The organism is Streptomyces sp. NPDC093568 (genome assembly GCF_044764945.1).
Lineage (GTDB): Bacteria > Actinomycetota > Actinomycetes > Streptomycetales > Streptomycetaceae > Streptomyces.
On record NZ_JBIWJD010000003.1, the window covers coordinates 643,636 to 664,841 of the forward strand.

Annotated in this window: 17 protein-coding genes and 1 pseudogene; 9 read left to right on the top strand and 9 right to left on the bottom strand. The window is 72.0% G+C overall.

Features of this window, described 5'->3' with window-relative positions; all coding sequences use genetic code 11:
* Positions 1-60: 60 nt before the first annotated feature.
* The 4 genes from ACIRD7_RS16970 to ACIRD7_RS16985 form a co-directional block, all read right to left on the bottom strand.
* Positions 61-318, bottom strand: a complete 258-nt coding sequence (locus tag ACIRD7_RS16970; RefSeq protein WP_403453648.1) for a HypC/HybG/HupF family hydrogenase formation chaperone — start codon at positions 316-318, stop codon at positions 61-63.
* Between the two features lie 6 nt (positions 319-324).
* A complete protein-coding gene (gene hypF, locus ACIRD7_RS16975) occupies positions 325-2,622 on the bottom strand; it encodes a carbamoyltransferase HypF (RefSeq protein ID WP_403453651.1) in 2,298 nt (765 codons plus the stop codon).
* Positions 2,619-3,125 carry a hydrogenase maturation protease gene (locus ACIRD7_RS16980; RefSeq protein WP_403453654.1) on the bottom strand — a complete coding sequence of 169 codons (507 nt, stop codon included), beginning with the start codon at positions 3,123-3,125 and terminating at the stop codon, positions 2,619-2,621. The genes hypF and ACIRD7_RS16980 overlap by 4 nt, the downstream gene beginning before the upstream one ends.
* A gap of 121 nt (positions 3,126-3,246) precedes the next feature.
* On the bottom strand, positions 3,247-4,071 hold the full coding sequence (locus tag ACIRD7_RS16985) for a universal stress protein (protein ID WP_403453656.1): 825 nt from the start codon (positions 4,069-4,071) through the stop codon (positions 3,247-3,249).
* 180 nt (positions 4,072-4,251) lie between these two features.
* Here ACIRD7_RS16985 and ACIRD7_RS16990 point away from each other — a divergent pair, with 180 nt between their 5' ends.
* Entirely contained in the window at positions 4,252-5,154 is a 903-nt protein-coding gene (locus tag ACIRD7_RS16990) for a universal stress protein (protein WP_403453658.1), read from the top strand.
* 137 nt (positions 5,155-5,291) lie between these two features.
* Positions 5,292-8,012 carry a cation-translocating P-type ATPase gene (locus tag ACIRD7_RS16995; protein WP_403453661.1) on the top strand — a complete coding sequence of 907 codons (2,721 nt, stop codon included), beginning with the start codon at positions 5,292-5,294 and terminating at the stop codon, positions 8,010-8,012.
* Between the two features lie 49 nt (positions 8,013-8,061).
* Here the strand turns inward: ACIRD7_RS16995 and ACIRD7_RS17000 are convergent.
* From ACIRD7_RS17000 to ACIRD7_RS17010, 3 genes and pseudogenes are all read right to left on the bottom strand, one after another.
* Positions 8,062-8,397, bottom strand: a pseudogene (locus ACIRD7_RS17000) (glycosyl hydrolase family 65 protein); the annotation flags it as partial.
* A 171-nt stretch (positions 8,398-8,568) separates the two neighbouring features.
* Entirely contained in the window at positions 8,569-8,991 is a 423-nt protein-coding gene (locus tag ACIRD7_RS17005) for an Hsp20/alpha crystallin family protein (RefSeq protein WP_403453881.1), read from the bottom strand.
* Positions 8,992-9,031: 40 nt separating this feature from the next.
* Entirely contained in the window at positions 9,032-9,625 is a 594-nt protein-coding gene (locus ACIRD7_RS17010; RefSeq protein WP_403453663.1) for a hypothetical protein, read from the bottom strand.
* Positions 9,626-9,891: 266 nt separating this feature from the next.
* On the opposite strand from ACIRD7_RS17010, the gene ACIRD7_RS17015 reads away from it, so the two are divergent.
* Positions 9,892-10,887, top strand: coding sequence for an Acg family FMN-binding oxidoreductase (locus tag ACIRD7_RS17015; protein WP_403453664.1), 996 nt, complete (start codon positions 9,892-9,894; stop codon positions 10,885-10,887).
* 94 nt (positions 10,888-10,981) lie between these two features.
* Here ACIRD7_RS17015 and ACIRD7_RS17020 read toward each other — a convergent pair whose 3' ends face one another.
* Positions 10,982-11,686 carry a CBS domain-containing protein gene (locus tag ACIRD7_RS17020; protein ID WP_403453665.1) on the bottom strand — a complete coding sequence of 235 codons (705 nt, stop codon included), beginning with the start codon at positions 11,684-11,686 and terminating at the stop codon, positions 10,982-10,984.
* 297 nt (positions 11,687-11,983) lie between these two features.
* On the opposite strand from ACIRD7_RS17020, the gene ACIRD7_RS17025 reads away from it, so the two are divergent.
* The 6 genes from ACIRD7_RS17025 (at position 11,984) to ACIRD7_RS17050 (ending at position 20,696) form a co-directional block, all read left to right on the top strand.
* Complete coding sequence (locus ACIRD7_RS17025; RefSeq protein ID WP_403453667.1) at positions 11,984-12,988, top strand: Acg family FMN-binding oxidoreductase; 1,005 nt, start codon at positions 11,984-11,986, stop codon at positions 12,986-12,988.
* 565 nt (positions 12,989-13,553) lie between these two features.
* On the top strand, positions 13,554-15,824 hold the full coding sequence (pflB, locus tag ACIRD7_RS17030; RefSeq protein WP_403453669.1) for a formate C-acetyltransferase: 2,271 nt from the start codon (positions 13,554-13,556) through the stop codon (positions 15,822-15,824).
* Positions 15,821-16,552 carry a pyruvate formate-lyase-activating protein gene (gene pflA / locus ACIRD7_RS17035; RefSeq protein WP_403453671.1) on the top strand — a complete coding sequence of 244 codons (732 nt, stop codon included), beginning with the start codon at positions 15,821-15,823 and terminating at the stop codon, positions 16,550-16,552. Before pflB ends, pflA begins: the two co-directional genes overlap by 4 nt.
* Positions 16,553-16,605: 53 nt before the next feature.
* Positions 16,606-17,436, top strand: coding sequence for a universal stress protein (locus tag ACIRD7_RS17040; protein ID WP_403453674.1), 831 nt, complete (start codon positions 16,606-16,608; stop codon positions 17,434-17,436).
* Between the two features lie 111 nt (positions 17,437-17,547).
* Positions 17,548-19,932 carry a phosphoketolase gene (locus ACIRD7_RS17045; protein WP_403453676.1) on the top strand — a complete coding sequence of 795 codons (2,385 nt, stop codon included), beginning with the start codon at positions 17,548-17,550 and terminating at the stop codon, positions 19,930-19,932.
* Positions 19,933-20,072: 140 nt separating this feature from the next.
* On the top strand, positions 20,073-20,696 hold the full coding sequence (locus ACIRD7_RS17050; RefSeq protein ID WP_403453677.1) for a hypothetical protein: 624 nt from the start codon (positions 20,073-20,075) through the stop codon (positions 20,694-20,696).
* A 299-nt stretch (positions 20,697-20,995) separates the two neighbouring features.
* Here the strand turns inward: ACIRD7_RS17050 and ACIRD7_RS17055 are convergent, their stop codons facing one another.
* Positions 20,996-21,178 carry a hypothetical protein gene (locus ACIRD7_RS17055; protein ID WP_403453679.1) on the bottom strand — a complete coding sequence of 61 codons (183 nt, stop codon included), beginning with the start codon at positions 21,176-21,178 and terminating at the stop codon, positions 20,996-20,998.
* Positions 21,179-21,206: the final 28 nt, after the last annotated feature.

Sequence of the window (21,206 nt, forward strand, 5' to 3'; positions counted from 1 at the left end):
CCTGCCGTGAACGGCGCACGCAGACCGCCGCCTGTCCGGCCCGGCCGGCCCGGCGGAGCGCTACGGCAGCGGCTCACCCAGCTCACCCTCGACCGCGCCCGCCATCGCCCGCAGCACCCCGAGCGTCCGCTGTGCCTCCGCCTCGTCGACCTGGGCGATCGCGAAGCCGACGTGCACGATGACGTACGACCCGACGTCCGCCTCGGGTGTGCAGCTCAGGCAGACCTCGCGTCGGACGCCGCCGAAGTCGACGGTCGCCATGCGCAGTCCGCTGTCGTCGTGGGTCTCCAGGATCCGGCCGGGAATGCCCAGGCACATGCGCGTTCACCCTTTCCCGGTCAGCCGTGCGGCCGCGACCGCCGCCTGGCCGTAGCTGATGCCGCCGTCCCCGACCGGGACCTGACCGCCGACCAGTACCCGCAGTCCCCGCGCGTGCAGTCGGCGCTTCACCTCGGTCAGCAGCCGGCGGTTGACGAAGCAGCCGCCGCCCAGGCACACGGTGCCCGGTGCCCCTTCGGCCACGGCCCGCTCGACGAGTTCGGCGGTGGCGTTCGCGAGCGTCAGATGGAAGGCCGCCGCGAGCCGTGCCACCGGCTCCCCGTCCAACTGCCGCCGCAGCAGATCGGCCAGGGTCGGCGTCGGGTCGTACACCCACAGCCCCTGAGCGCGCACCACCCGATGGGCGAAGGGCACGGCACGCTCGTCGCCCGCCGTCGCCTCCAGCAGGACGGCCGCCTCACCCTCGTAACTCACGTGGTCCGCGAGGCCGAGCAGCGCGGCGGCGGTGTCGAAGAGCCGACCGGCACTCGACGCGCGCGGGCAGTTGACGTCCCGCGCGATCATGGCACGCAGGGTGGTGACCTCGGCCGGGTCGAGCCGGTCGGTGAACGGCCGCACGAGCCACGGATACGGGCGCGGGGAGCCCAGCGCCTCGCCGCCGAGCAGATGGCCGAGGGCCGTGCGCCAGGGATGGCGTACCGCCGCGTCGCCGCCGGGCAGGGGCGCCGTGGCGAACCTGCCCACGCGGCGGTAGCCGCTCAGATCGGCGACGAGGACTTCGCCGCCCCACAGCGTGCCGTCGTCGCCCAGTCCCAGACCGTCGTAGGCGATCCCGAGGAACCGGCCCCGCACCCCGTGCTCGGCCGCGCAGGCGGCCACGTGCGCGTGGTGGTGCTGCACCGGGATGCGGCGCAGGGGCTGCTCCGTCGCCCACTGGGTGGACAGATAGCCCGGGTGCAGGTCGTGGGCGAGGACGGCGGGTTCGATTCCGGTGAGTTCCCTGAGATGGTCGTACGACGCCGTGAACGCGTCGTACGTCGCCGGACCGGCCAGGTCTCCGGTGTGCGGACCGATGTGCGCCCTGCCCTCGGCGGCCAGGGTGAACGTGTGCTTCAGCTGGGCGCCCACCCCGGCGACCGGCGTCCGCACCGGCAGCGGCAGCGGCAGCGGGGCGGGAGCGAGACCGCGAGCCCGGCGAACCGTGATCCTCGTCCGCCCGGTGAACTGCACCACGGAGTCGTCGTACCGGGACCGGATGGGCCGGTCGTGGGTGAGGAAGCCGTCCGCCACGGTGGCGAGGGCGCACCGCGCCTCCTCGTCGTCGATGGCGATCGGCTCGTCGCTGAGGTTGCCGCTGGTGACCACGAGCGGCCGGGCGAGTTCGTCGAGGAGGAGGGCGTGCAGACCGGTGGTGGGCAGGAACAGGCCGACCCGGGGCAGGCCGGGGTGGACCTCGGGAGCGAGGGGAGCCGTTCGGCCTTGCCACCGGCGCCGACCGAGCAGCACCACGGGCCGCTCCGGAGCGGCAAGTGCCCGGCGCTCGCCCGCGCCGATCCGCGTCAGCCGCGCGGCCGCCTCGACATCGCGCACCATCACCGCGAACGGTTTGGCCGGACGGCGCTTGCGCCGCCGCAGCTCCGCCACGGCTGTCGCGTCGCCCGCGTCGCACACCAGCTGATAGCCCCCCAGCCCCTTCAACGCGACGATTCCGCCCTGGCGGACCGTCCGGACCGCCGCCCGCAGCGCCCGCTCACCGCGCATCTCCTCCCAGGCCAACCGGGGCCCGCACAAGGGGCAGGCGACGGGTTCGGCGTGGAAGCGCCGGTCGGTGGGGTCGGCGTACTCGGCCGCGCACGCGGTGCACAGCGGGAAGCGGCGCATGGTCGTACGGACCCGGTCGTACGGCAGGTCGTCGATGATCGTGGCGCGTGGGCCGCAATCGGTGCAGTTGATGAACGGGTAGCGGTAGCGGCGGTCGTGCGGGTCGCGCAGTTCGCTCAGGCAGGAGTCGCAGATCGCGGCGTCGGGCGGGATCTCGCGGGATGCCTCGTCCGGTCCGCCCAGGGCGCTCTTCAGCACCCGGAAGCCGGCGGCCCGGGGCGACTCCCGCTCGGCACGGGTCAGCCGGACGCGGCGCACCCTGGCGAGGGGCGGGGCGCCGGTGCGCAGCCGGGCCGCGAACTGCTCGATCGCGTGCGCCGGCCCGGTGACCTCGCCCTCCACGTGGCCGTTGACGTTGGCCACCCAGCCGTCCAGGCCGAGTTCGGCGGCGGTGCGGTGGACGAAGGGCCGGAAGCCGACGCCTTGCACGATGCCTTCGACGTGGAACCGCCGTGCGGTCATGCCGGCCTCCCGGCTGTGGTGTCCACGTGGCGTGCGATCTCCTCCTCGACGGTCTTCGCGAGAGGCTCCACCGCCCCCGCGACGGCGGGGGACAGACCGGTGCCCAGCTCGCTCTCGGCACCCTCGACGGCGTACACGATCAGCCGCTCGGGCAGCAGCCCCAGCACCCTTGCCAGCTCGACGGCCTCCCCGAGGCCCAGCCCGTGGGAGCTCGTGGACGAAGGCTGTGCCAGGACCCCGGCGTCGAGTGCGAGGCGGTGCACGTGGCCGGGGACGCCCGGGTGGGCGTGGGCCGCGTCGACGACCACCGCGAGCCGGGCGCCCTCCCACAGGTCGATCAGCCGACCGGGTTCGCCGTCGCAGGTCGCGAGTTCGGTGTCCGGCGGCAACGGCCGGGACCCGGCCCGCTCGCGCAGGCGGGCGAGTACGGCCCAGCCCACGCCGTCGTCGCGCCGGAACTCGTTCCCGACGCCGATGACGGCGATCCGACCGCGGCTCCTCATGCCTTCACGGTGAGCCGTGGTCGCTGTACGCCGCATGGGCCGAAGGACCCCACCCGCAGGGCCGAACATCCCCGGCCGTCGTCCGTGCGCGCCGACGTCGTGTCCGCGAGCCGTCCCACGGCTACACCGGCACGACCGCGACGGGGCACCGGGTGTGCGGCAGCAGAGCGAGCGCCGTACGGCCCGATCGGCGGCCGGCTACCACGAGGCCGGAGTTGGCGGCGGCGTGGGCGAGCGCCACCTCCGGGGCGAGCAGGACGACGTCCTCCAGGACGTCGACCTCCGGGTACTTGCCGCGCCACGGCCGCAGCGCGTCCGACAACCGCTGCACCTCGTCGTCCTCCCACGTCGCGCGATCCTCCTCCAGGACGGGGAGGGGCCGTTCCGCCGCCCGCGCGGGCAGCTTCCAGGCGTGCACGGCATGGAGCCGTGCGGCACGCAGCCTGGCCGTCTCGAAGGCGAGGCCGACCGCGCCGTCGGCCGGGCCGCGGGCGTCGATCCCCAGGGTCACGCCGTCGACGCGGCCGGGCGGACCCTCGCCGGGCAGGGCGCCGGGGACCAGCACCACCGGCCGCTCACACGCCCGGACCAAGGCGTCGGCGGTCGATCCCACGGGGATCCGGGGGTGACTGCCCTCGCCGCGCAGACCGATCACCAGCATTTCCGCATCCTGCGCCATCGTGCGCAGGGCCGCCGCCGGAGCCCCGGTGAGGTTCAGGCCGCGGGCCCGCAAGGTCGGATGGCGGTCGGTGAGTTGGGCGACCACGTGGTCCGCCACCGTTTCGGGACGATACGGCCAACGCTCGGCCGGATCGGGACCTTCCGGCGACGACACATGGACCACCCGCAGGGGCAGCCCGCGCGAGAGCGCCTCGCGCGCGGCCCAGTCGGCCGCGGCACGGCCGCGTGCCGATCGGTCGACGCCGGTGATGATCTCTCGCTCCATGATGTGCCGCCTTCCGCCCCGGTGGACTTGATGCCCGGGTCGGTCCAGCTTCGCCACGACACGGTCCTGTGCGCACGGGGCCGAACGGGCCGAAACGCAGCCCTGGCGGCCCATGTCCGCCCTCGTGGCACAGCGGGACGCTGGCAGCCGGGAACAGATCGAGCACAGGAGGTGAGCTCCATGCTTGCGCCCGTCATCGCCGGAGTCGACGGATCCGCCGAGAGTCTGGCCGCCGCCGAGTGGGCAGGCCGCGAGGCGGTGCGCCGGGACCGGCCGCTGCGTCTGGTGCATGCCTGGAACTGGCACCCCCGCCAGGGGGCCGGGGAGCCGGCGACAGCGGCTCAGCGGTATCTGGCCCGGCGCGCACTGCGCCAGGCCGAGGAGCGCGTCCGTCGTACGTGCCCCGGTGCCAAACTCGACGACGAGCAGATCGAGGGACCGGCGACCACCGCCCTGCTCCAGGCTGCCGAACAGGCTGAGTTGATCGTCCTGGGTTCGAGGGGACTGAGCGGCTTCACCGGGTTCCTGGTCGGTTCGGTCGCCCTGGGCGTGGTGGCACGCGCCACCCGGCCGGTCGTCCTCGTCCGGGCGGGCGAAGAAGCCGCGGACGAACACCTGTCGGCCGACGACGGCAGCCCGTCCACCCGGACCGGCTACCGGGATGTCGTCCTGGGCATCGACCTGGGCGACCCCTGCGACGAGGTGATCGAGTTCGCCTTCGAAGCGGCCCGAGTGCGGGGCGCACGCCTGCATGTCGTGCACGCCTGGCAGGCACCGTCACGCCTGGATCTCGGCCCCGGGGACATCGGACTGGTGAACGACCCGGAACAGGCCGACGAATGGCTCGGTTTCCTCAGCGCCGTCCTGAAGGGGTGGCGGGACGAGTACCCCGACGTCGAGGTCGCCGAGACCGTGACCGAGGGTCGTGCTCAGTCCGTACTGGTCCGCGCCGCCACCGGGGCGAGTCTCCTGGTGGTCGGCCGCCGCATGACGGAACGGCCCACGGGCCCCCGCACCGGACCCGTCACCCACGCCGCCATCCATCACGTCGGCTGCCCTGTGGCTGTCGTCCCGCACGAGTGAAGGAAGAGTCGCGAGAGGCGGCCCGGTCGTGGTGGGGCCGGACGGATCGCTGTACAGGCCGGCCGACTGATCAACTCTCACTGGTGTGCACCTCGCCCGCGCGCCTTGGTTTCCTCCTGATACGGAAGGACCTGACCGTGGACGTACCGACGACATCCGGGATGCGCCGGACGGCCTCCGGCCACGAACACACCCGGGAGTTGCCCGAGGCTCATGCCCTGCCTCCCGAACAGGTCGCCGTCCGCCTCCACGTCGATCCGGCCGTCGGCCTCCCGAGCCGAGAGGCCGCCGAGCGCGTCACGGTCCACGGTCCGAACCGGCTTGCCGAGCCCGCCCGCCGGCCGGAGTGGCAGAAGTTCCTGGACCAGTTCCGCAACTGGCTCATCGCGATCCTGCTGATCGCCGCGGTCGTCGCCGGAGCCATCGGCGACTTCAAGGACGCGGTGGTCATCACGATCGTCCTGCAGGTCAACGCCGTACTCGGCTATCTGCAGGAGCGACGCGCGGAACGCAGTCTGGAGGCGCTGCGCCGGATGCTCGTGCCCACCGCACGAGTCCGCCGCGACGGCGAGGTCCGCGTGGTCGAAGCACACACGCTGGTCCCCGGGGACATCGTGCTGCTGGAGGCCGGTGACCGTGTACCGGCCGATGGTCGACTGCTTGTCGCGGAGTCGGTCGAGGTGGCCGAGGCGGCGCTGACGGGTGAGTCGCAGCCCGTGGTCAAGAGCGTGGCGGCGGTGGGCGGGAACGGCGCCGGTCGGCTGCCGGTCGTCGAGCGCACCAGCGTGCTGTTCATGAACACCGCGCTGACCCGCGGCCGCGCCGAGATGATCGTCACGGCGACCGGCATGGACACCGAACTCGGTACGATCGCCGAGGAGCTGCGCACCGGCGGCGAGCCGCCCAGCCCGCTCCAGGTCCAGTTGGACAGCCTCGGCCGCCGGCTGGCTCTGCTGAGCGGCATCGCCGTGCTGGCGTACGCGGTCACCGCACTCGTGCGCGGCGACACGCTCTCGGACCTCGCACTGCGAGCGGTGGCGCTCGCAGTGGCCGCGATACCGGAGGGGCTGCCGGCCGTTCTCGCGCTGACCCTGGCTTTCGGGGTGTACCGCATGGCCCGGCACGGAGCCGTCGTCAAGCGCCTGGTGTCCGTGGAGTCCCTCGGTTCGGCGACGGTGGTCTGCAGCGACAAGACCGGCACGCTGACCCTCAACGAGATGACCGTACGGGCCCTGTGGACCGGGGGCACGGTGTACGCCGTCACCGGCGAGGGTTACGGCACCGACGGCACGATCGACGGCCAGGGCGCCACAGACGAGCAGGGGAGGGGCGACCTGCGGGAGGCGGTCATGCCCTTCGCCCTGTGCAATGACGCCCGTGTCACGGACGACGGCATCATCGGCGATCCCACCGAGGCGGCCCTGATCGTCCTCGCGGCGAAGGCGGGCGTGGACGCCGACCGGACACGCGCCGAACTGCCCCGTTCCGGCGAACTTCCCTTCGATGCCGCGACCAAGTACATGGCCACCTTCCACACCGACCCGAACGGTGCCACGCGCATCCACGTCAAGGGGGCCCTGGACGTCCTGCTGGGCCGATGCACGGACGTGCTCATGGGCGACGGCGTACGCCCCCTCGGCGACGCGCTCCGAGCCGAGGTCGTCGGCGTGGCCGCGCGGCTGGGCGGTACGGGACTGCGCGTGCTCGGCGCGGCCACCGCCCTGGTCGACGGGCAGGGTGAGGTCTCGGAACTCCCTGCCCTGACGCTGGTGTCGATCGCCGGGATCGCCGACCCGCCGCGGCCGCAGGCCCGGGACGCGGTGGCCCTCTGCCGTAGGGCCGGAGTCGGAGTCAAGATGATCACTGGCGACCATGCCGACACCGCGGCCGCGATCGCACGCGAACTGGACATCCGCGGCGAGGTGGTGACGGGAGCGGAGCTGGACCGGATGACGGAAGACCGACTCGCCGACCGCGTCGACGACATCGGGGTGTTCGCCCGGGTCGCTCCCGAGCACAAGGTCATGATCGTTCGGGCCCTGTCCGACCGGGGGCACATCGTCGCGATGACCGGCGACGGCGTCAACGACGCCGCGGCGCTGCGGGCCGCCCACATCGGCGTCGCCATGGGCGTCACCGGTACGGACGTGGCGAAGGAAGCCGCCGACATGGTCCTCACCGACGACGACTTCTCCACCATCGTGCGCGCCGTGCATGAGGGACGCTGCATCTACGACAACATCGTCAAGTTCGTCCGTTTCCAGCTCGCCACCAACATCGGAGCGATTCTCACTCTGCTGGGAGCGTCCCTCGCCGGACTGCCCGCTCCGCTGACCGCGCCCCAGCTCCTCTGGGTCAACATCATCATGGACGGGCCGCCCGCCATGGCACTGGCCGTGGACCCCGCCGGCGACGACGCCATGCGTCGGCCGCCACGCGACCCGGCCGAACGCATCCTCGGCGCTCACCGCCTTGCCGCCATCACCCGGGCCGGGGCGGTGATGGCCTTGGGCACGGTGACCCTGCTGGCCCTTGCCCGCCCGCGGGTGGGCACGGACACCGCGCTGACCATGGCGTTCACCACGTTCGTCCTGTTCCAGTTGTTCAACGTACTTTGCGCTCGCGCGGACGACGGTCCTGTCCTGGGCCCTTACCAGCTGCGCAACAGGACCTTGTGGCTGTGCCTGGTGGGTGTGCTCGCCGTCCAGGCCGTCGCTGTCCAACTGCCCTGGGCGCGCACGGTCTTCGGCACCGTCGCGCTGAACCCGGCGCAGTGGGCGGTCTGCGTGGCCACCGCCTCGAGCGTGCTGTTGGCCGAACTGGCCTTCCGTGCCGTGCGATCGGCGCAGCGGAGGTAGGCGGACCGGTTCCTGGAGCTCGCGTCCCCCGGTGGGGTGTTCGGTCTCGGTCCGTCAGTCTCAGCTCGCACGACTCTCCCGGGGCCACGGAGACGGCCCGGTCCGGAAGCTCGATGGTGGTGGGGGACTCGTCGGAGGCCGGAACGTCGACGTGCAGGCGTCCCGGACGGATGCGCAGCCGTACGCCCCAGTGCCCGCGGTAACGCAGGGCCAAGCCGTACTCGGCGAGTTCGGGCAGGGGGACCGGGTCGAGCCACACGGCGCCACCCCGGGTCTCCAGCCCCGTCAGCCCGCGCTGCACGACGTCGAGGGTGCCGGCCATCGCACCCAGATGGATGCCTTCGCCCGTGGTGCCGCCCTGCAAGTCGGCGATGTCGCGGGGCAACGGCCGCTTCGCCACCCGTGGAGCGGCCCCCGGGTGCGACGCGGACGGCGGCAGGTCCATGATCAGCACCGCCTCTCGCACACGTGCCGGGCGCAACGTCCTGGGTGACGGGCCCGGGCGTCCGGCCTGCCTGCGCGGACGCCCGGGCCCGCGGCACGGCGGAGCGGGAGTTCAGCCGTGCCGCACCGGGATGGTCCGGGTACCCGCCTTCGTCGCGGGAACCGGGACCGTGATGGTCAGTACGCCGTCCTTGTACTCCGCTGTCGCGTCCTCCCCGCGGGCCCCGGCCGGCAGCCGGACGGCACGGGCGAAGGTGCCGTAGCGGAACTCCGTGTGATGCTTCTCGGTCCTCTCCGCGGAACGCTCCGCCCGAAGCGTCAGCACCCCCTCCGCCACGGTGATCTCGACATCCTTGGCCGGGTCGACGCCGGGAAGTTCGGCGCGCAGGACGTACGTGCCGTCCGCGAGCTGTTCCTCGACGCGGATTCCGTGCGCCCCGGGTGTCTGGTGCAGGCCCGGAACACCGGCCTCGATCCAGCCGAACAGGTCCGGCAGGGGCGGCCAGCCGGGCCACCGTTCGCTTACTGCAGTCAGAGGGCCGACCGGCCCCGGGTCTTCCCCTGTTCACGGTGGATCATGTGGTCTTGCGGCGCCACCGCGGTCCGGTCTGCTCCCACTCCTTGCCCCACTGGTCGTATCGCCGCTGGTCGAGCCGCCACCGCACTAGACGTCCGGCACCGTAGGCCATCCCGCCGAACGCGACGGCGGCCCCCGTGCCGAGGACCGCCGCCTCCAACGCGGCCTCGGCGGCGGACTGCGGCTCCCGCGTCACCTGTCCTGTGTCGTCCAGCCAGACCACGACCTTCGAACCGGCCTCCCGGCCGGTGTGCACCAGAGTCCGGCCTGTGTGCGCGGAACCGTCCGACGCCGTCCAGCGGACCGTCGCCCGGACCCGGTCGCTCATGGTCCCCCTGCCGGTGAGCGCCGTGTCCGTCGTACCTTCGACGAGCGCTGCCTGGACGGCGTGGCGCTCTCCGCGCTGCTGCGTGAAGGAGTCGTCGGCGGCTTCGGCGGTCAGTGCGCCCACGAGCGTGCCGCCCAGTGCGATGACCGTCCACACGGCCAGGACGGTCCATGCCTCGACGATGTCGTCGTGCCGCCGCAGCGGGTTGCTCCGCCACCGCCACAGCAGATGCCTCGTTCGCTTCGTGCGCTGCTCTTCACGCATCGGACTGCGCCTCCTCGTCGTCTCGCACAAGAACGTGACACCGGGAACTGCGCCGCGGCAGGGGCCGAACAGGGGGCGTCGGCGGGTCTTTCGGGGACGTTCTGTCACGTGCCGGGGGCCGTTCGGCCTTGGCCGCGCCCTGGAGACGTACACCGAGCCGTCCGGCGCCCGGCTGGGGACCATCGGCCCCTCTACGCGGTGCTCGCGACCTCTCAAGCTCGGAGGACAGCATCAACCGCTCCGAGTCATGCGGGGAGGAGACCATCATGCAGTCGACGACGCTCGACGCCGCGACCCTGGAAGCCTGCATCTCGGCCGCGATCGCCGCACCCTCGATCTTCAACACCCAGCCGTGGCGCTACCGCCTGGACCCCGAGACCGTCACGCTCCAGGTTCGCGCGGCTCCCGAGCGAGGCCTGCGGCACGTGGATCCCACAGGTCGTGCCCTGCACCTGTCGGTGGGCGCGGCCGTGCTCAACCTCCGTGTGGCGGTCGCCCATTTCGGCTGGTCTCCCGTCACCCGCCTGCTGCCGGCACCGGAGGACCCCGGACTGCTCGCCACCGTCCGACTGGCCGCCCCCGCGGCCCGCACGGCCTCCGGCCACCGCACCGACCTCTACGCCGCGATCCGGCGCAGGCACAGCAGCCGGTTCCCCTTCTCCGGGAGGCCGCTGCCTTCGCATGTGCGCTCCGAACTGACCGAGGCCGCCCACATGGAGGGAGCCCGGCTCACCTTCCCCGCGCCGCAGGACGTGCCTCGGCTGCTGAGGCTGACCGCCGAGGCCGAGTGGCGCAACCGCAACGACCCCGATCGGCGCGACGAGAGCCGTCGGTGGATCCGCCACGACGCCGACGGGCAGGCCGACGCCGGGCTGCCGGAGAGTGCGCTCGGGCCGCAGGACGCCCACGAACGAGTCCCACTGCGGGACTTCACCGCGCAGCGCCGCCCCGAGCGGCTCCTTTCGCAGGCGTTCGAGGCCGAGCCGTTCGTCGCGGTGCTCAGCACCCAGCACGACCGCCGGGCCGACTGGCTGCGGGCAGGTCAGGCACTGGAGCACGTCCTGCTGGTCGCCACGACGCACGGCGTACGCACGTCGTTGCTGCACCAGGCAGTGGAGTGGCCGGACCTGCGACGGATCATGAGCGGCCCCGAGGGCTTCGCCGGGCACGTCCAGATGCTGATCAGGCTGGGGTACGGGCCGGAAGGGACAGCGACGCCTCGCCGGGCTGTGGAACAGGTGCTCGACCCCGGGGCGCAGTAGGACCAGGAGTTGGCGGTGCCGGGGCGCACGGAAGGGGCGATCGCACCCTGGACGAGCCCGGGGGTGCCGGTGGCGCCGCACGGACGGACGTCCGTCACGGTGCCAGGCCGTCACGGCGTGAAAGACCGGTGTCCGGCGCCTGACCGCCGACGTCGTCGACCCGGTACTGCAAGTCCTCGGTGACCTCCACCACGCCGTCGACGGAGCGGCACAGCCGTACGGCCACGGGGATCGTGCTCCTCCGTTCGACGAGGCCGCGCAGCGTGACCCGGCTGTCGACGACATGCGCGGTCACGGCGTCGGGCTCGATCCCCAGCGTCCGGATCAGAACGTCCCCGGTGATCTCCTCGCGGATGGCGCGGTCCCCGCGCAGGAACACCCGCAGCAGGTCGGCACGGCTGATCACACCGGTCAGCCGGCCTGTCTCGTCCACCACCGGCAGCCGCTTGACGCCGCCCTGCTCCATGGCGCGGGCTGCCTCGACCACCGTCCATTCCGGGCGAGCGGTGACGGCCGGGCTGGTCATCAGTCCCTCCGCCGTGGTCGCCTCCGCCTTGTCCCGTCCGACGGGCTGCGGGCGCAGCGTGGGCAGCAACCAGTCGGCGTCGAGCCGGCTCGCCTCCTTGCGGAGCAGATCGGCCTCCGAGACCACGCCTACCGGCCGGTCGGTGTCGTCCACCACCGGAACCGCGGTGATGCCGTGCTCCGCGAGCAGCTTGGCGATGTCCGCGAAGGCCGCGTCCTGGCGCACGCTCACGACGTCCGTCGTCATCAGTTCTCCTACGGTGCGATGCCGCATGGGTCCCACCTCCTTCGACGTACTCCCCTCCCTCTCCACGGTCCGCCACGTCGTCCTGTCCCGCATGGGCCGGTCGGGCCCGACGGAACCTCCATCCGGGCCGACGGCGGCCGACCCGGAGCCGGTCACCGGGCGTGAACTCATGGGTCGCCTTCGTTGCGAGGGGGCCCTCGGTGCCTGGTGGCTCCTCCGATCGGGCCGTGTCCGGCCGCCGGTCGGGGTGACGGCCGGCCCTGCCGTGGTGCACCGTGGTTATTGACAGGAGTGCACGGGCCTTGGGCGCCCGAGGAGGCAGTGATGTCCGAGCGGCAGTCCGAACCACATGGTCCCCGGAATGTGACCACCCTGGTCGGTGACGCGGTTCGAGCCCCGTCCATGCACAACGCGCAGCCCTGGTCCTTCCGCTATGTGACCGGCGAGCATCAGTTGCATCTGCGGGCTGACCTCACCCGTGCCATGCCCCGCACGGATCCCCGCCACCGGGCATTGCACATCGGCTGCGGAGCGGCTCTGTTCAACCTCCGCGTGGCCGCCGCCCACGCGGGACTCGCCGCCCAGGTCAGGGTGCTGCCCGACCCCGCGGATCCACTGCTGGTGGCTGTCGTCGGCCTGGAGCCACGGCCTGCCCGCACGGCATCGGAGCACGACCTGGTCCGGCTGCATCCGGCGATCAGCCGTCGGCACACCAGCCGCAACCCCTTCTCCGACCGGGACGTACCCGAGCCGGTGCGGCAGGTACTGCGCGAGGCGGCCTCGCGTGAGGGGGCGGAACTCGTGTTCCCCGACCCCTGGCATGCGGACTTCATGCTGAAGCTGGTGCGTGACGCGGAGAGCCGCGACAGCCTGGAGCCCTCGGGCCGCGAGGAGTTGGAGCGCTGGACCCGCCTCGGAGCCGAGGCCGACACCGCTGTGGACGGCGTTCCCGAGTACGCCTTCGGTCCGCGCCCGAGCGAGGGCAGGGCGGCTTGGCGCGACTTCGCCGGACGAAGGCAGGTGGCCGACCGGGGCACGCTCGCCTTCGAACACACGCCCCACCTGGCGCTCCTGGGCACACGTGACGACCGGCCGGCCGACTGGCTGTCCGCAGGCCAGGCCCTGCAACGCGTCCTGCTCGAAGCGACCCTGGCCGAACTGGCCACATCCCTGAGCTCCCACTCGCTGGAGAGTTCCGACCTGCGCGAGCTGACGCGCGATCCCCTCAGCGGCATCGGCCACGTCCAGATGGTGCTGCGTATGGGCTACGGGCCGCAGGGCCCCGTCACGCCTCGCCGCTCCGTCCGGGACGTCCTGGAGATCGTGTGATCATGTGACGAGGTGCGGGTGCCTCGGCCGACGCACGCGTCGGCGCCGCCGAGGCGGATCCGACGGGTCAGCAGCCGGCGGGTGCAGAGCACGCCCAGGCCGGCGACGACGGTTTCGTCCGCCACCGACCCCTCGACCTCGGGGACTCCGTTCCGGCCGAGCAATCAGCGAGCAGGCGTGTCACATCACCGTCCGCGCGGTTCAGGCGGCCACGCCCGGCCCCTCCCCACCGGAAGCCGAGCGAGCCGCCGAGGACCACGGGTTCCCCCATGGCCCGGTCCAGCGGGACGGTCTTGAACCCGTCGTCAGGTGTCCTTCTCCATGGCCGAGAACGCTAGGTGGCGCGGCGGAGTGTGTACCTGGGTCGAACGGGCCCCCGGGGACGGTCCACCGGACCGGTCCGCGCGGCGGCGGCAGGGACCAATGGGCCCTGTGCCCGGGCCGTACGGCGCCCCGTCGTGCTCCCGACGGCCCTGCCACAGGCCGGCCACCGGGGACGAGCATCGAAAGGCAGGGCGTCCGTGGGAGAACGCGGACGCGTCGTTCGGCGCATGCGGAGGCACAGATGACCACGGCGGCCCGGCAAGGCGTGGTGGAGTCGGAGACGTCCGAGTCCGCCTGGCGCGGTTTCACGGGCGAGCGCTGGCGCGACGCGATCGACGTACGCGACTTCATCCAGGCCAACTACACGCCCTACGAAGGCGACTTCGGCTTCCTGACCGGACCGACCGAGCGTACCCGCGCGGTCTGGGACAAGGTCAGCGCCCTGTTCCCCGAGGAGCGGCGGCGCGGCATCCTCGACGTGGACGCCGTCACCCCGTCCACGATCACCTCGCACACGCCCGGTTACATTGACCGGGACCGCGAGCTGATCGTGGGCCTGCAGACCGACGCGCCGCTGAAGCGGGCGATCATGCCGAACGGCGGTCTGCGGATGGTCGAGAACGGCCTGAAGGCGTACGGCTACGCGCCCGACCCGTTCGTGACGCGCGTGTTCGGCAGCTATCGCAAGACGCACAACGACGGTGTCTTCGACGCCTACACCCCGCAGATGCGCGCCGCGCGCAAGGTGGGCATCGTCACCGGGCTGCCGGACGCCTACGGCCGCGGCCGGATCATCGGCGACTACCGGCGTGTCGCGCTGTACGGCACCGGCCGGCTGATCGAGGCCAAACACGCCGAGAAGGCCCTGCTGGACGCACAGCCCTCCTCGTCGGACGTCATCCGGGACCGCGAGGAACTGGCCGAGCAGATTCGCGCGCTCGGGGAGCTCGCCGAAATGGCCGCCTCCTACGGCTGTGACGTCACGCGCCCAGCCGCCACGGCCCACGAGGCGGTGCAATGGCTCTACCTCGGCTTCCTCGCCGCGGTGAAGGAGCAGAACGGTGCTGCGATGTCCCTCGGCCGCACGTCCACGTTCCTGGACGTGTACCTCCAGCGAGACCTGGACGAGGGTGACGTCGACGAGGTCCGCGCCCAGGAGCTGATCGACGACTTCGTCATCAAGCTGCGCATCGTACGATTCCTGCGCACTCCCGAGTACGACGCACTCTTCTCCGGCGATCCGACGTGGGTGACGGAGTCCATCGGCGGCATCGGCGCGGACGGCCGTCCGCTGGTCACCCGCACCTCCTTCCGCTTCCTCCAGACCCTCTACAACCTGGGCCCGGCCCCCGAACCCAACCTGACCGTCCTGTGGTCGCCCCACCTGCCCGCGGACTTCAAGCGGTTCTGCGCGCAGGTCTCCATCGACACCAGCGCCATCCAGTACGAGTCCGACGAGCTGATGCGCCCGCGCACCGGCGACGACACCGCGGTCGCCTGCTGCGTCTCCGCGATGGCGGTGGGCAAGCAGATGCAGTTCTTCGGAGCGCGCGTCAACCTGGCCAAGGCGCTGCTGTACGCGATCAACGGCGGCCGGGACGAGATGACCGGCGAGCAGATCGCACCGGAGGCACCCGCGCTGACTCGCGAGTACCTGGACTACGAGCAGCTGCGGGCGGCGTACGAGCACATGCTCGACTGGCTCGCGGCCACCTACGTCAACACCCTCAACGTGATCCACTACATGCACGACAAGTACGCCTACGAGCGCGTCGAGATGGCCCTGCACGACCACCCCGTGCACCGGTTCATGGCGTGCGGCATCGCCGGTCTCTCGGTCGCCGTCGACAGCCTCTGCGCGGTCAAGTACGCGCGCGTGAAGGTGGTCCGGGACGCCACCGGCCTCGCCGTCGACTACGAGATCGAGGGCGACTACCCGGCGTACGGCAACAACGACGACCGCGCCGACGACATCGCCACCGACCTGGTGACGTCCTTCATGACCAAGGTGCGCCGCCACCCCACGTACCGGAACGCCGAGCACACCCAGTCGGTGCTGACGATCACCTCCAACGTCGTCTACGGCAAGCACACCGGGAACACCCCCGACGGCCGACGCGCCGGACAGCCCTTCGCTCCCGGTGCCAACCCGATGAACGGCCGCGACCGGCACGGGGTGGTCGCCTCGGCGCTCTCGGTCGCCAAGCTTCCGTACGAGCAGGCCCGTGACGGAATCTCCCTGACCACGACGATCACTCCTGAAGGGCTGGGGCATGATCCGGGCGAGCGCGCGGGCAACCTCGTCGGCATCCTCGACGCTTACATGGCCTCGGACGGCTTCCACATGAACGTCAACGTCCTGAACCGGGCGACGCTGGAAGACGCCATGGAACACCCGGAGAAGTACCCGGAGTTGACGGTCCGGGTGTCCGGATACGCCGTCAACTTCGTCCGTCTGACCCGCGAGCAGCAGCTCGACGTGATCAGCCGCACCTTCCACGAGTCCCGATGAGCCCCACCGGCCGGATCCACTCCTGGGACCTGTCCACCGGCGTGGACGGTCCCGGAACCCGGTTCGTCCTCTTCGTCAGCGGCTGCCCGCTGCGCTGCCTGTACTGCGCCAACCCCGACACCTGGCACATGCGGGACGGCGAGGAGACCACGGTCGACGAGGTGCTGGCGGAAGTCGAGAAGTACCGGGCCTTCGTCACGACCGCCGGGGGAGGGGTGACACTCACGGGCGGGGAACCGCTGCTCCAGCCCGCCTTCACCGGCGAGATCCTGCGCCGGTGCCGACAGGCCGGACTGCACACGGCCCTCGACACCTCCGGCTTCCTCGGCGCCCGCGCCACCGACGGACTCCTCGCCGACACCGACCTGGTACTGCTGGACATCAAGTCCTTCGACATCGGCACCTACCGGAGGCTGACCGGCGGCGAACTCGCCCCCACGCTCAGCTTCGCCGCCCGCCTCGACCGCCTCGGCGTCCCCGTGTGGATCCGCTACGTCCTCGTTCCGGGCTGGACCGACGACCCGGACGCCGTGGACGGGCTGGCCGGCTTCGTGGCCGGGCTCGCAAACGTCGACCGCGTGGACGTCCTGCCGTTCCACAAACTCGGTGCCCACAAGTACCAAGCCCTGGGGATCCCGTTCCCTTTGCGCGACACCCCCGTGCCGGATCCCGGCCTCACCGAGCGGGTGCGCGAGCAGTTCCGGGAGCACGGGCTGAGGGCCTTCTGACCCGGAGGCCGCCCCACATTGCCGTGCATCACACGTCAGGGGAGGGAACAGCCATGACCACCGCACGCGTGGTTGTCGGAATGGACGGCTCGCAGCCCGCTGTACGGGCGCTCGACCGGGCCGCGCACGAGGCGGAGTCACGAGCCGCCGTACTGGACGTCGTGTACGCCGTGGCCGACCGCGACGCGGCCCCACCGGTTCTGGCGTACGCGGTCTCACGGTTGAGCGACCGGCATCCCGGCCTGCCGGTCACCGCCTCCGCGTTCGAGGGTGACCCGGTCGAGGCGGTGACGCACCATGGCCGGGACGCCCTGCTCACCGTGATCGGCTGCCGGGGACTCGGCGGCGTCGCCGGCCGCCTGTTCGGTTCGGTGAGCCTGCGGCTGGCCGCGCGCGCACATGGTCCACTGCTCGTCGTACGTGGTGATCGCAGAGCCACGGAACACGGCGATGTGCTGTTGGGTGTGGAGAGCGACCGCGACGCAGAGGCCGCCGCGTACGCCTTCGCGGAGGCGGAACGCCGCGGCGTCCCCCTGCGTGTTCTGCACGCCTGGACCTATCGGCAGTTGAGCCCCGCACTGCCCGCCCCCGTGCCTTTGGGCCGCGTGCCCGACGAGGCCGTCCGGCTCGGCAGGACCGAGGAGGCGGTGCCGCGCTTCGCCGTGTCCGCGCTGCGGGAGCGGTATCGCGAGGTCGCCGTGGAAACGCGTGCCGTCCGCTCCGCTGCGGCGCACGCCCTCGCGGAGGCAACCCGAGAGGCCGATGTCGTGGTGATCGGCGCCCACCGCCACTCGCGCCGCGGCGGCGGGCACCTGGGGCATGTCACGCACACCTTGCTGCATCGCTCCCGATGCCCGTTGGTGATTGTCCCCAGCGACTGCTGAGCGGGAGACATTTGTGGCCCGACCGGCCCTGTCGCCGCGCCGTCCGGCTGCCGCACGGTGAGGGAAGTCGCGAAAGCGGCCAACTGATCCCGGCCCGGAGGGAATCCGACCATGCCCGACGTCGCGCAGCAGACGCCGACCGACATCACGGACGAGGAGCTGAAGGCGCTGGACGCCCATTGGCGTGCCGCGAACTACCTGTCCGTGGGCCAGATCTACCTCATGTCCAACCCGCTCCTGACCGAGCCCCTGCGCCCGGAGCACGTCAAGCCGCGGCTGCTCGGTCACTGGGGCACCTCACCCGGCCTGAACCTGGTCCACACCCACCTCAACCGTGTCATCAGGGCCCGGGGCCAGGACGCCCTGTGCGTGTGGGGACCCGGCCACGGTGGACCTGCCGTGCTCGCCAACTCCTGGCTGGAGGGCACGTATTCGGAGACATACCCGGACGTCAGCCGGGACGCGCCGGGGATGGAGCTGCTGTTCCGGCAGTTCTCGTTCCCGGGCGGGGTGCCCAGCCATGTCGCGCCCGAGACGCCGGGATCCGTCCATGAGGGCGGTGAGCTCGGCTATTCGCTCGCCCATGCCTATGGCGCCGCGTTCGACAACCCGGACCTGCTGGTCGCCTGTGTGATCGGGGACGGTGAGGCGGAGACCGGTCCGCTGGCCGCGTCCTGGCACTCGAACAAGTTCCTCGACCCCGTCCACGACGGTGCGGTCCTGCCGATCCTGCACCTCAACGGCTACAAGATCGCCAACCCGACCGTGCTGTCCCGGCTCCCCGAGGCCGAACTCGACGCGCTTCTCGAGGGATACGGCCACGACCCGATCCATGTCAGCGGCGACGACCCGATGACCGTCCACCGGGCCCTGGCCGCGGCCATGGACGACGCGCTGGACCGGATCGCGGCGTTCCAGCGGGCCGCACGCGAGGACGGGGCGACCCAACGCCCGGCGTGGCCGGTCATCGTCCTGCGCACCCCGAAGGGCTGGACCGGCCCCGCCGAGGTCGACGGCCTCCCGGTCGAGGGCACCTGGCGCTCCCACCAGGTCCCGCTCTCCGGCGTACGGGAGAACCCGGAGCATCTGCGCGAGCTGGAGAAGTGGCTGCGCTCCTACCGCCCCGAGGAACTCTTCGACGAGCGCGGACGCCCCCGCTCCGAGGTGCTTGCCTGCGTTCCCGACGGCGCACGCAGGCTGGGCGCCACCCCGCACGCCAACGGCGGGCTGCTGGTGCGCGAGCTGCCCCTGCCCCCGCTGGAGCGGTACGCCGTCGCCGTCGACAAGCCGGGAGCGACGATGCACGAGCCCACCCGTGTGCTGGGCGACCTGCTGGAGGACGTCATGCGCAGGACCGCCGAGCGGCGTGACTTGCGGATCGTCGGCCCCGACGAGACGGCCTCCAACCGGCTGAACGCGGTCTACGGCGCCAGCGGCAAGGCCTGGCAGGCCGAGACCCTGGACGTGGACGAGCACCTCGACCGGCACGGCCGGGTCATGGAGATCCTCTCCGAACACACCTGCCAGGGCTGGCTGGAGGGCTACCTCCTGACCGGCCGGCACGGGCTCTTCTCCTGCTACGAGGCGTTCGTCCACATCGTCGACTCGATGGTCAACCAGCACATCAAATGGCTGCGGGTGACCCGCCGGCTGCCCTGGCGCGCCCCGATCGCCTCCCTCAACTACCTGCTGACCTCGCACGTCTGGCGGCAGGACCACAACGGCTTCTCCCACCAGGATCCCGGCTTCGTCGACCACGTCCTCAACAAGAGCCCCGAAGTCGTACGGGTCTATCTGCCGCCGGACGCCAACACCCTGCTCTCCGTCGCCGACCACGCCCTGCGCAGCCGCGACTACGTCAACGTCGTCGTCGCCGGAAAGCAGCCCTGCTTCGACTGGCTCACCATGGACCAGGCGAAGGCCCACTGCGCGCGGGGCGCCGGTATCTGGGAGTGGGCGGGAACCGAGGACGCGTCGCGCGCGCCCGACGTGGTGCTGGCCGCGGCAGGAGACGTACCCACGCAAGAGGTCCTGGCAGCCGCCCAGTTGCTGCGCCGGCACCTGCCGGATCTCACCGTCCGGGTCGTCAACGTCGTCGACCTGGCCCGGCTGCTGCCCGAGACGGAGCACCCGCACGGCATGTCGGACGCGGAGTACGACGCGCTGTTCACCCCCGACAAGCCCGTCATCTTCGCCTACCACGGCTATCCGTGGCTGATCCACCGGCTCGCCTACCGCCGCACCGGCCACGCCCACCTGCATGTACGCGGATACAAGGAGATCGGCACCACCACGACCCCCTTCGACATGGTCGTCCGCAACGACCTCGACCGCTACCGGCTGGTCATGGATGTCATCGACCGCGTCCCGGGCCTGGCCGTACGGGCCGCGGAGGTACGGCAGTCGATGGAGGACGCGCGCTTCCGTCACCACGACTGGATCCGCGAGCACGGTGTCGACCTCCCGGAGGTCGTCGACTGGACCTGGACCGGCTGAACGAGCCCGCACCGCAGGGACGTTCGGCCCCGTCCCCCGGGCCTCGCGGACCCTCCAACTCCGCTCGCCGAAGCGGGACTTTGGAAGTGCGACGACAGCCAATCGGACTTCGCGCACTCACCCCTGGAGGGGATGACACCATGGCAGTTCACGAGCACCCCCAGCGGCACACGGGGTTCCACTTCCCGTCGCTGCGCAGGAGCCGCACCGCTTCCGCGCCCGGCGAAGCAGCGACCGCGTCCGCCACGGCGGTCGGCTCGTATGTCTTCGCGGGCCTGCGTCTGCTGACCGGGTTCGTCTTCCTGTGGGCCTTCCTCGACAAGACGTTCGGCTTCGGATACGCCACCCCGTCCGGTAAGGGCTGGATCGACGGTGGCTCACCGACCAAGGGCTTCCTCAGCGGTGTCGCCGTCGGCCCGATGGAGTCCACGTTCCACGACTGGGCCGGGGCGGCCTGGGCGGACTGGCTGTTCATGCTCGGCCTGCTCGGCATCGGCCTCGCCCTGATCGCGGGCATCGGCCTGCGGCTCGCCGCGGTCGCCGGCACCGCCATGATGGCGCTGATGTGGCTCGCCGAGTGGCCGCCCGCCAAGCACCTGTCGGACGGCTCGCCGAGCATGTCGACGAACCCGTTCGCCGACTACCACCTCATCTACGCCGTCGTCCTCATCGCCCTCGCGACCGCGGGCGCCGGTGCCACGTGGGGCCTGGGCAAGGCGTGGGCGAAGCTGCCGTTCGTCAACCGCAACCGCTGGCTGCTCTGAACACCCGGGCCGGCGAACCGGGGCGCCACCGCGCTGTCGCGGCGGCGCCCCGGTGACGTTCCGGCCGCCCGGCGGCGATGGCGCAGCCCCTGTTCAGTCACGGGCCCATGAAGACCGGCCGTGCGTCCATGAGGGAGGATCACCTTTGTTCCGCACCGTTACCGTCGGTCTGGACGGTTCCCCGGAGGGACCCTCCGGCGCCGACTGGGCCGCAGGAGAAGTCCAACTCCGCGACCTTCTCCTGCGCCTGCTGCACGCCTGGCAGTGGCAGCCCTATGCCTACGCGCCGCCGGCCGGGGTTAGCCCGAACGACCGGCGTCCTCGTGCGCGACGCCGCAGCCCGGCGAGCCGCAGCCCTGCGCGTGGCCCACGGCTGGAGTCCGCCGCCGTACCCCCACGGCCACGACGGGGCCCTCGCCGCCGAGCTCAACACCCACCTGGCCGGGCGTGTCGGGGCCGCCCTGACCGACTGCTGCGGCCATGGCGCGCCAAGTTCCCAGGTGTCGCGGT

Excerpts from the sequence above, each read along its gene's own strand:
- ACIRD7_RS17020 (WP_403453665.1), bottom strand. The coding sequence starts at position 11,686 with ATGCGGCATCGCACCGTAGGAGAACTGATGACGACGGACGTCGTGAGC.
- ACIRD7_RS17055 (WP_403453679.1), bottom strand. The coding sequence starts at position 21,178 with ATGGCCGCAGCAGTCGGTCAGGGCGGCCCCGACACGCCCGGCCAGGTG.
- ACIRD7_RS16970 (WP_403453648.1), bottom strand. The coding sequence starts at position 318 with ATGTGCCTGGGCATTCCCGGCCGGATCCTGGAGACCCACGACGACAGC.
- ACIRD7_RS16980 (WP_403453654.1), bottom strand. The coding sequence starts at position 3,125 with ATGAGGAGCCGCGGTCGGATCGCCGTCATCGGCGTCGGGAACGAGTTC.
- ACIRD7_RS16990 (WP_403453658.1), top strand. The coding sequence starts at position 4,252 with ATGCTTGCGCCCGTCATCGCCGGAGTCGACGGATCCGCCGAGAGTCTG.
- ACIRD7_RS17045 (WP_403453676.1), top strand. The coding sequence starts at position 17,548 with ATGCCCGACGTCGCGCAGCAGACGCCGACCGACATCACGGACGAGGAG.
- ACIRD7_RS17040 (WP_403453674.1), top strand. The coding sequence starts at position 16,606 with ATGACCACCGCACGCGTGGTTGTCGGAATGGACGGCTCGCAGCCCGCT.
- pflA (WP_403453671.1), top strand. The coding sequence starts at position 15,821 with ATGAGCCCCACCGGCCGGATCCACTCCTGGGACCTGTCCACCGGCGTG.
- ACIRD7_RS17050 (WP_403453677.1), top strand. The coding sequence starts at position 20,073 with ATGGCAGTTCACGAGCACCCCCAGCGGCACACGGGGTTCCACTTCCCG.
- ACIRD7_RS17025 (WP_403453667.1), top strand. The coding sequence starts at position 11,984 with ATGTCCGAGCGGCAGTCCGAACCACATGGTCCCCGGAATGTGACCACC.
- ACIRD7_RS16985 (WP_403453656.1), bottom strand. The coding sequence starts at position 4,071 with ATGGAGCGAGAGATCATCACCGGCGTCGACCGATCGGCACGCGGCCGT.
- hypF (WP_403453651.1), bottom strand. The coding sequence starts at position 2,622 with ATGACCGCACGGCGGTTCCACGTCGAAGGCATCGTGCAAGGCGTCGGC.
- ACIRD7_RS17015 (WP_403453664.1), top strand. The coding sequence starts at position 9,892 with ATGCAGTCGACGACGCTCGACGCCGCGACCCTGGAAGCCTGCATCTCG.
- pflB (WP_403453669.1), top strand. The coding sequence starts at position 13,554 with ATGACCACGGCGGCCCGGCAAGGCGTGGTGGAGTCGGAGACGTCCGAG.
- ACIRD7_RS17010 (WP_403453663.1), bottom strand. The coding sequence starts at position 9,625 with ATGCGTGAAGAGCAGCGCACGAAGCGAACGAGGCATCTGCTGTGGCGG.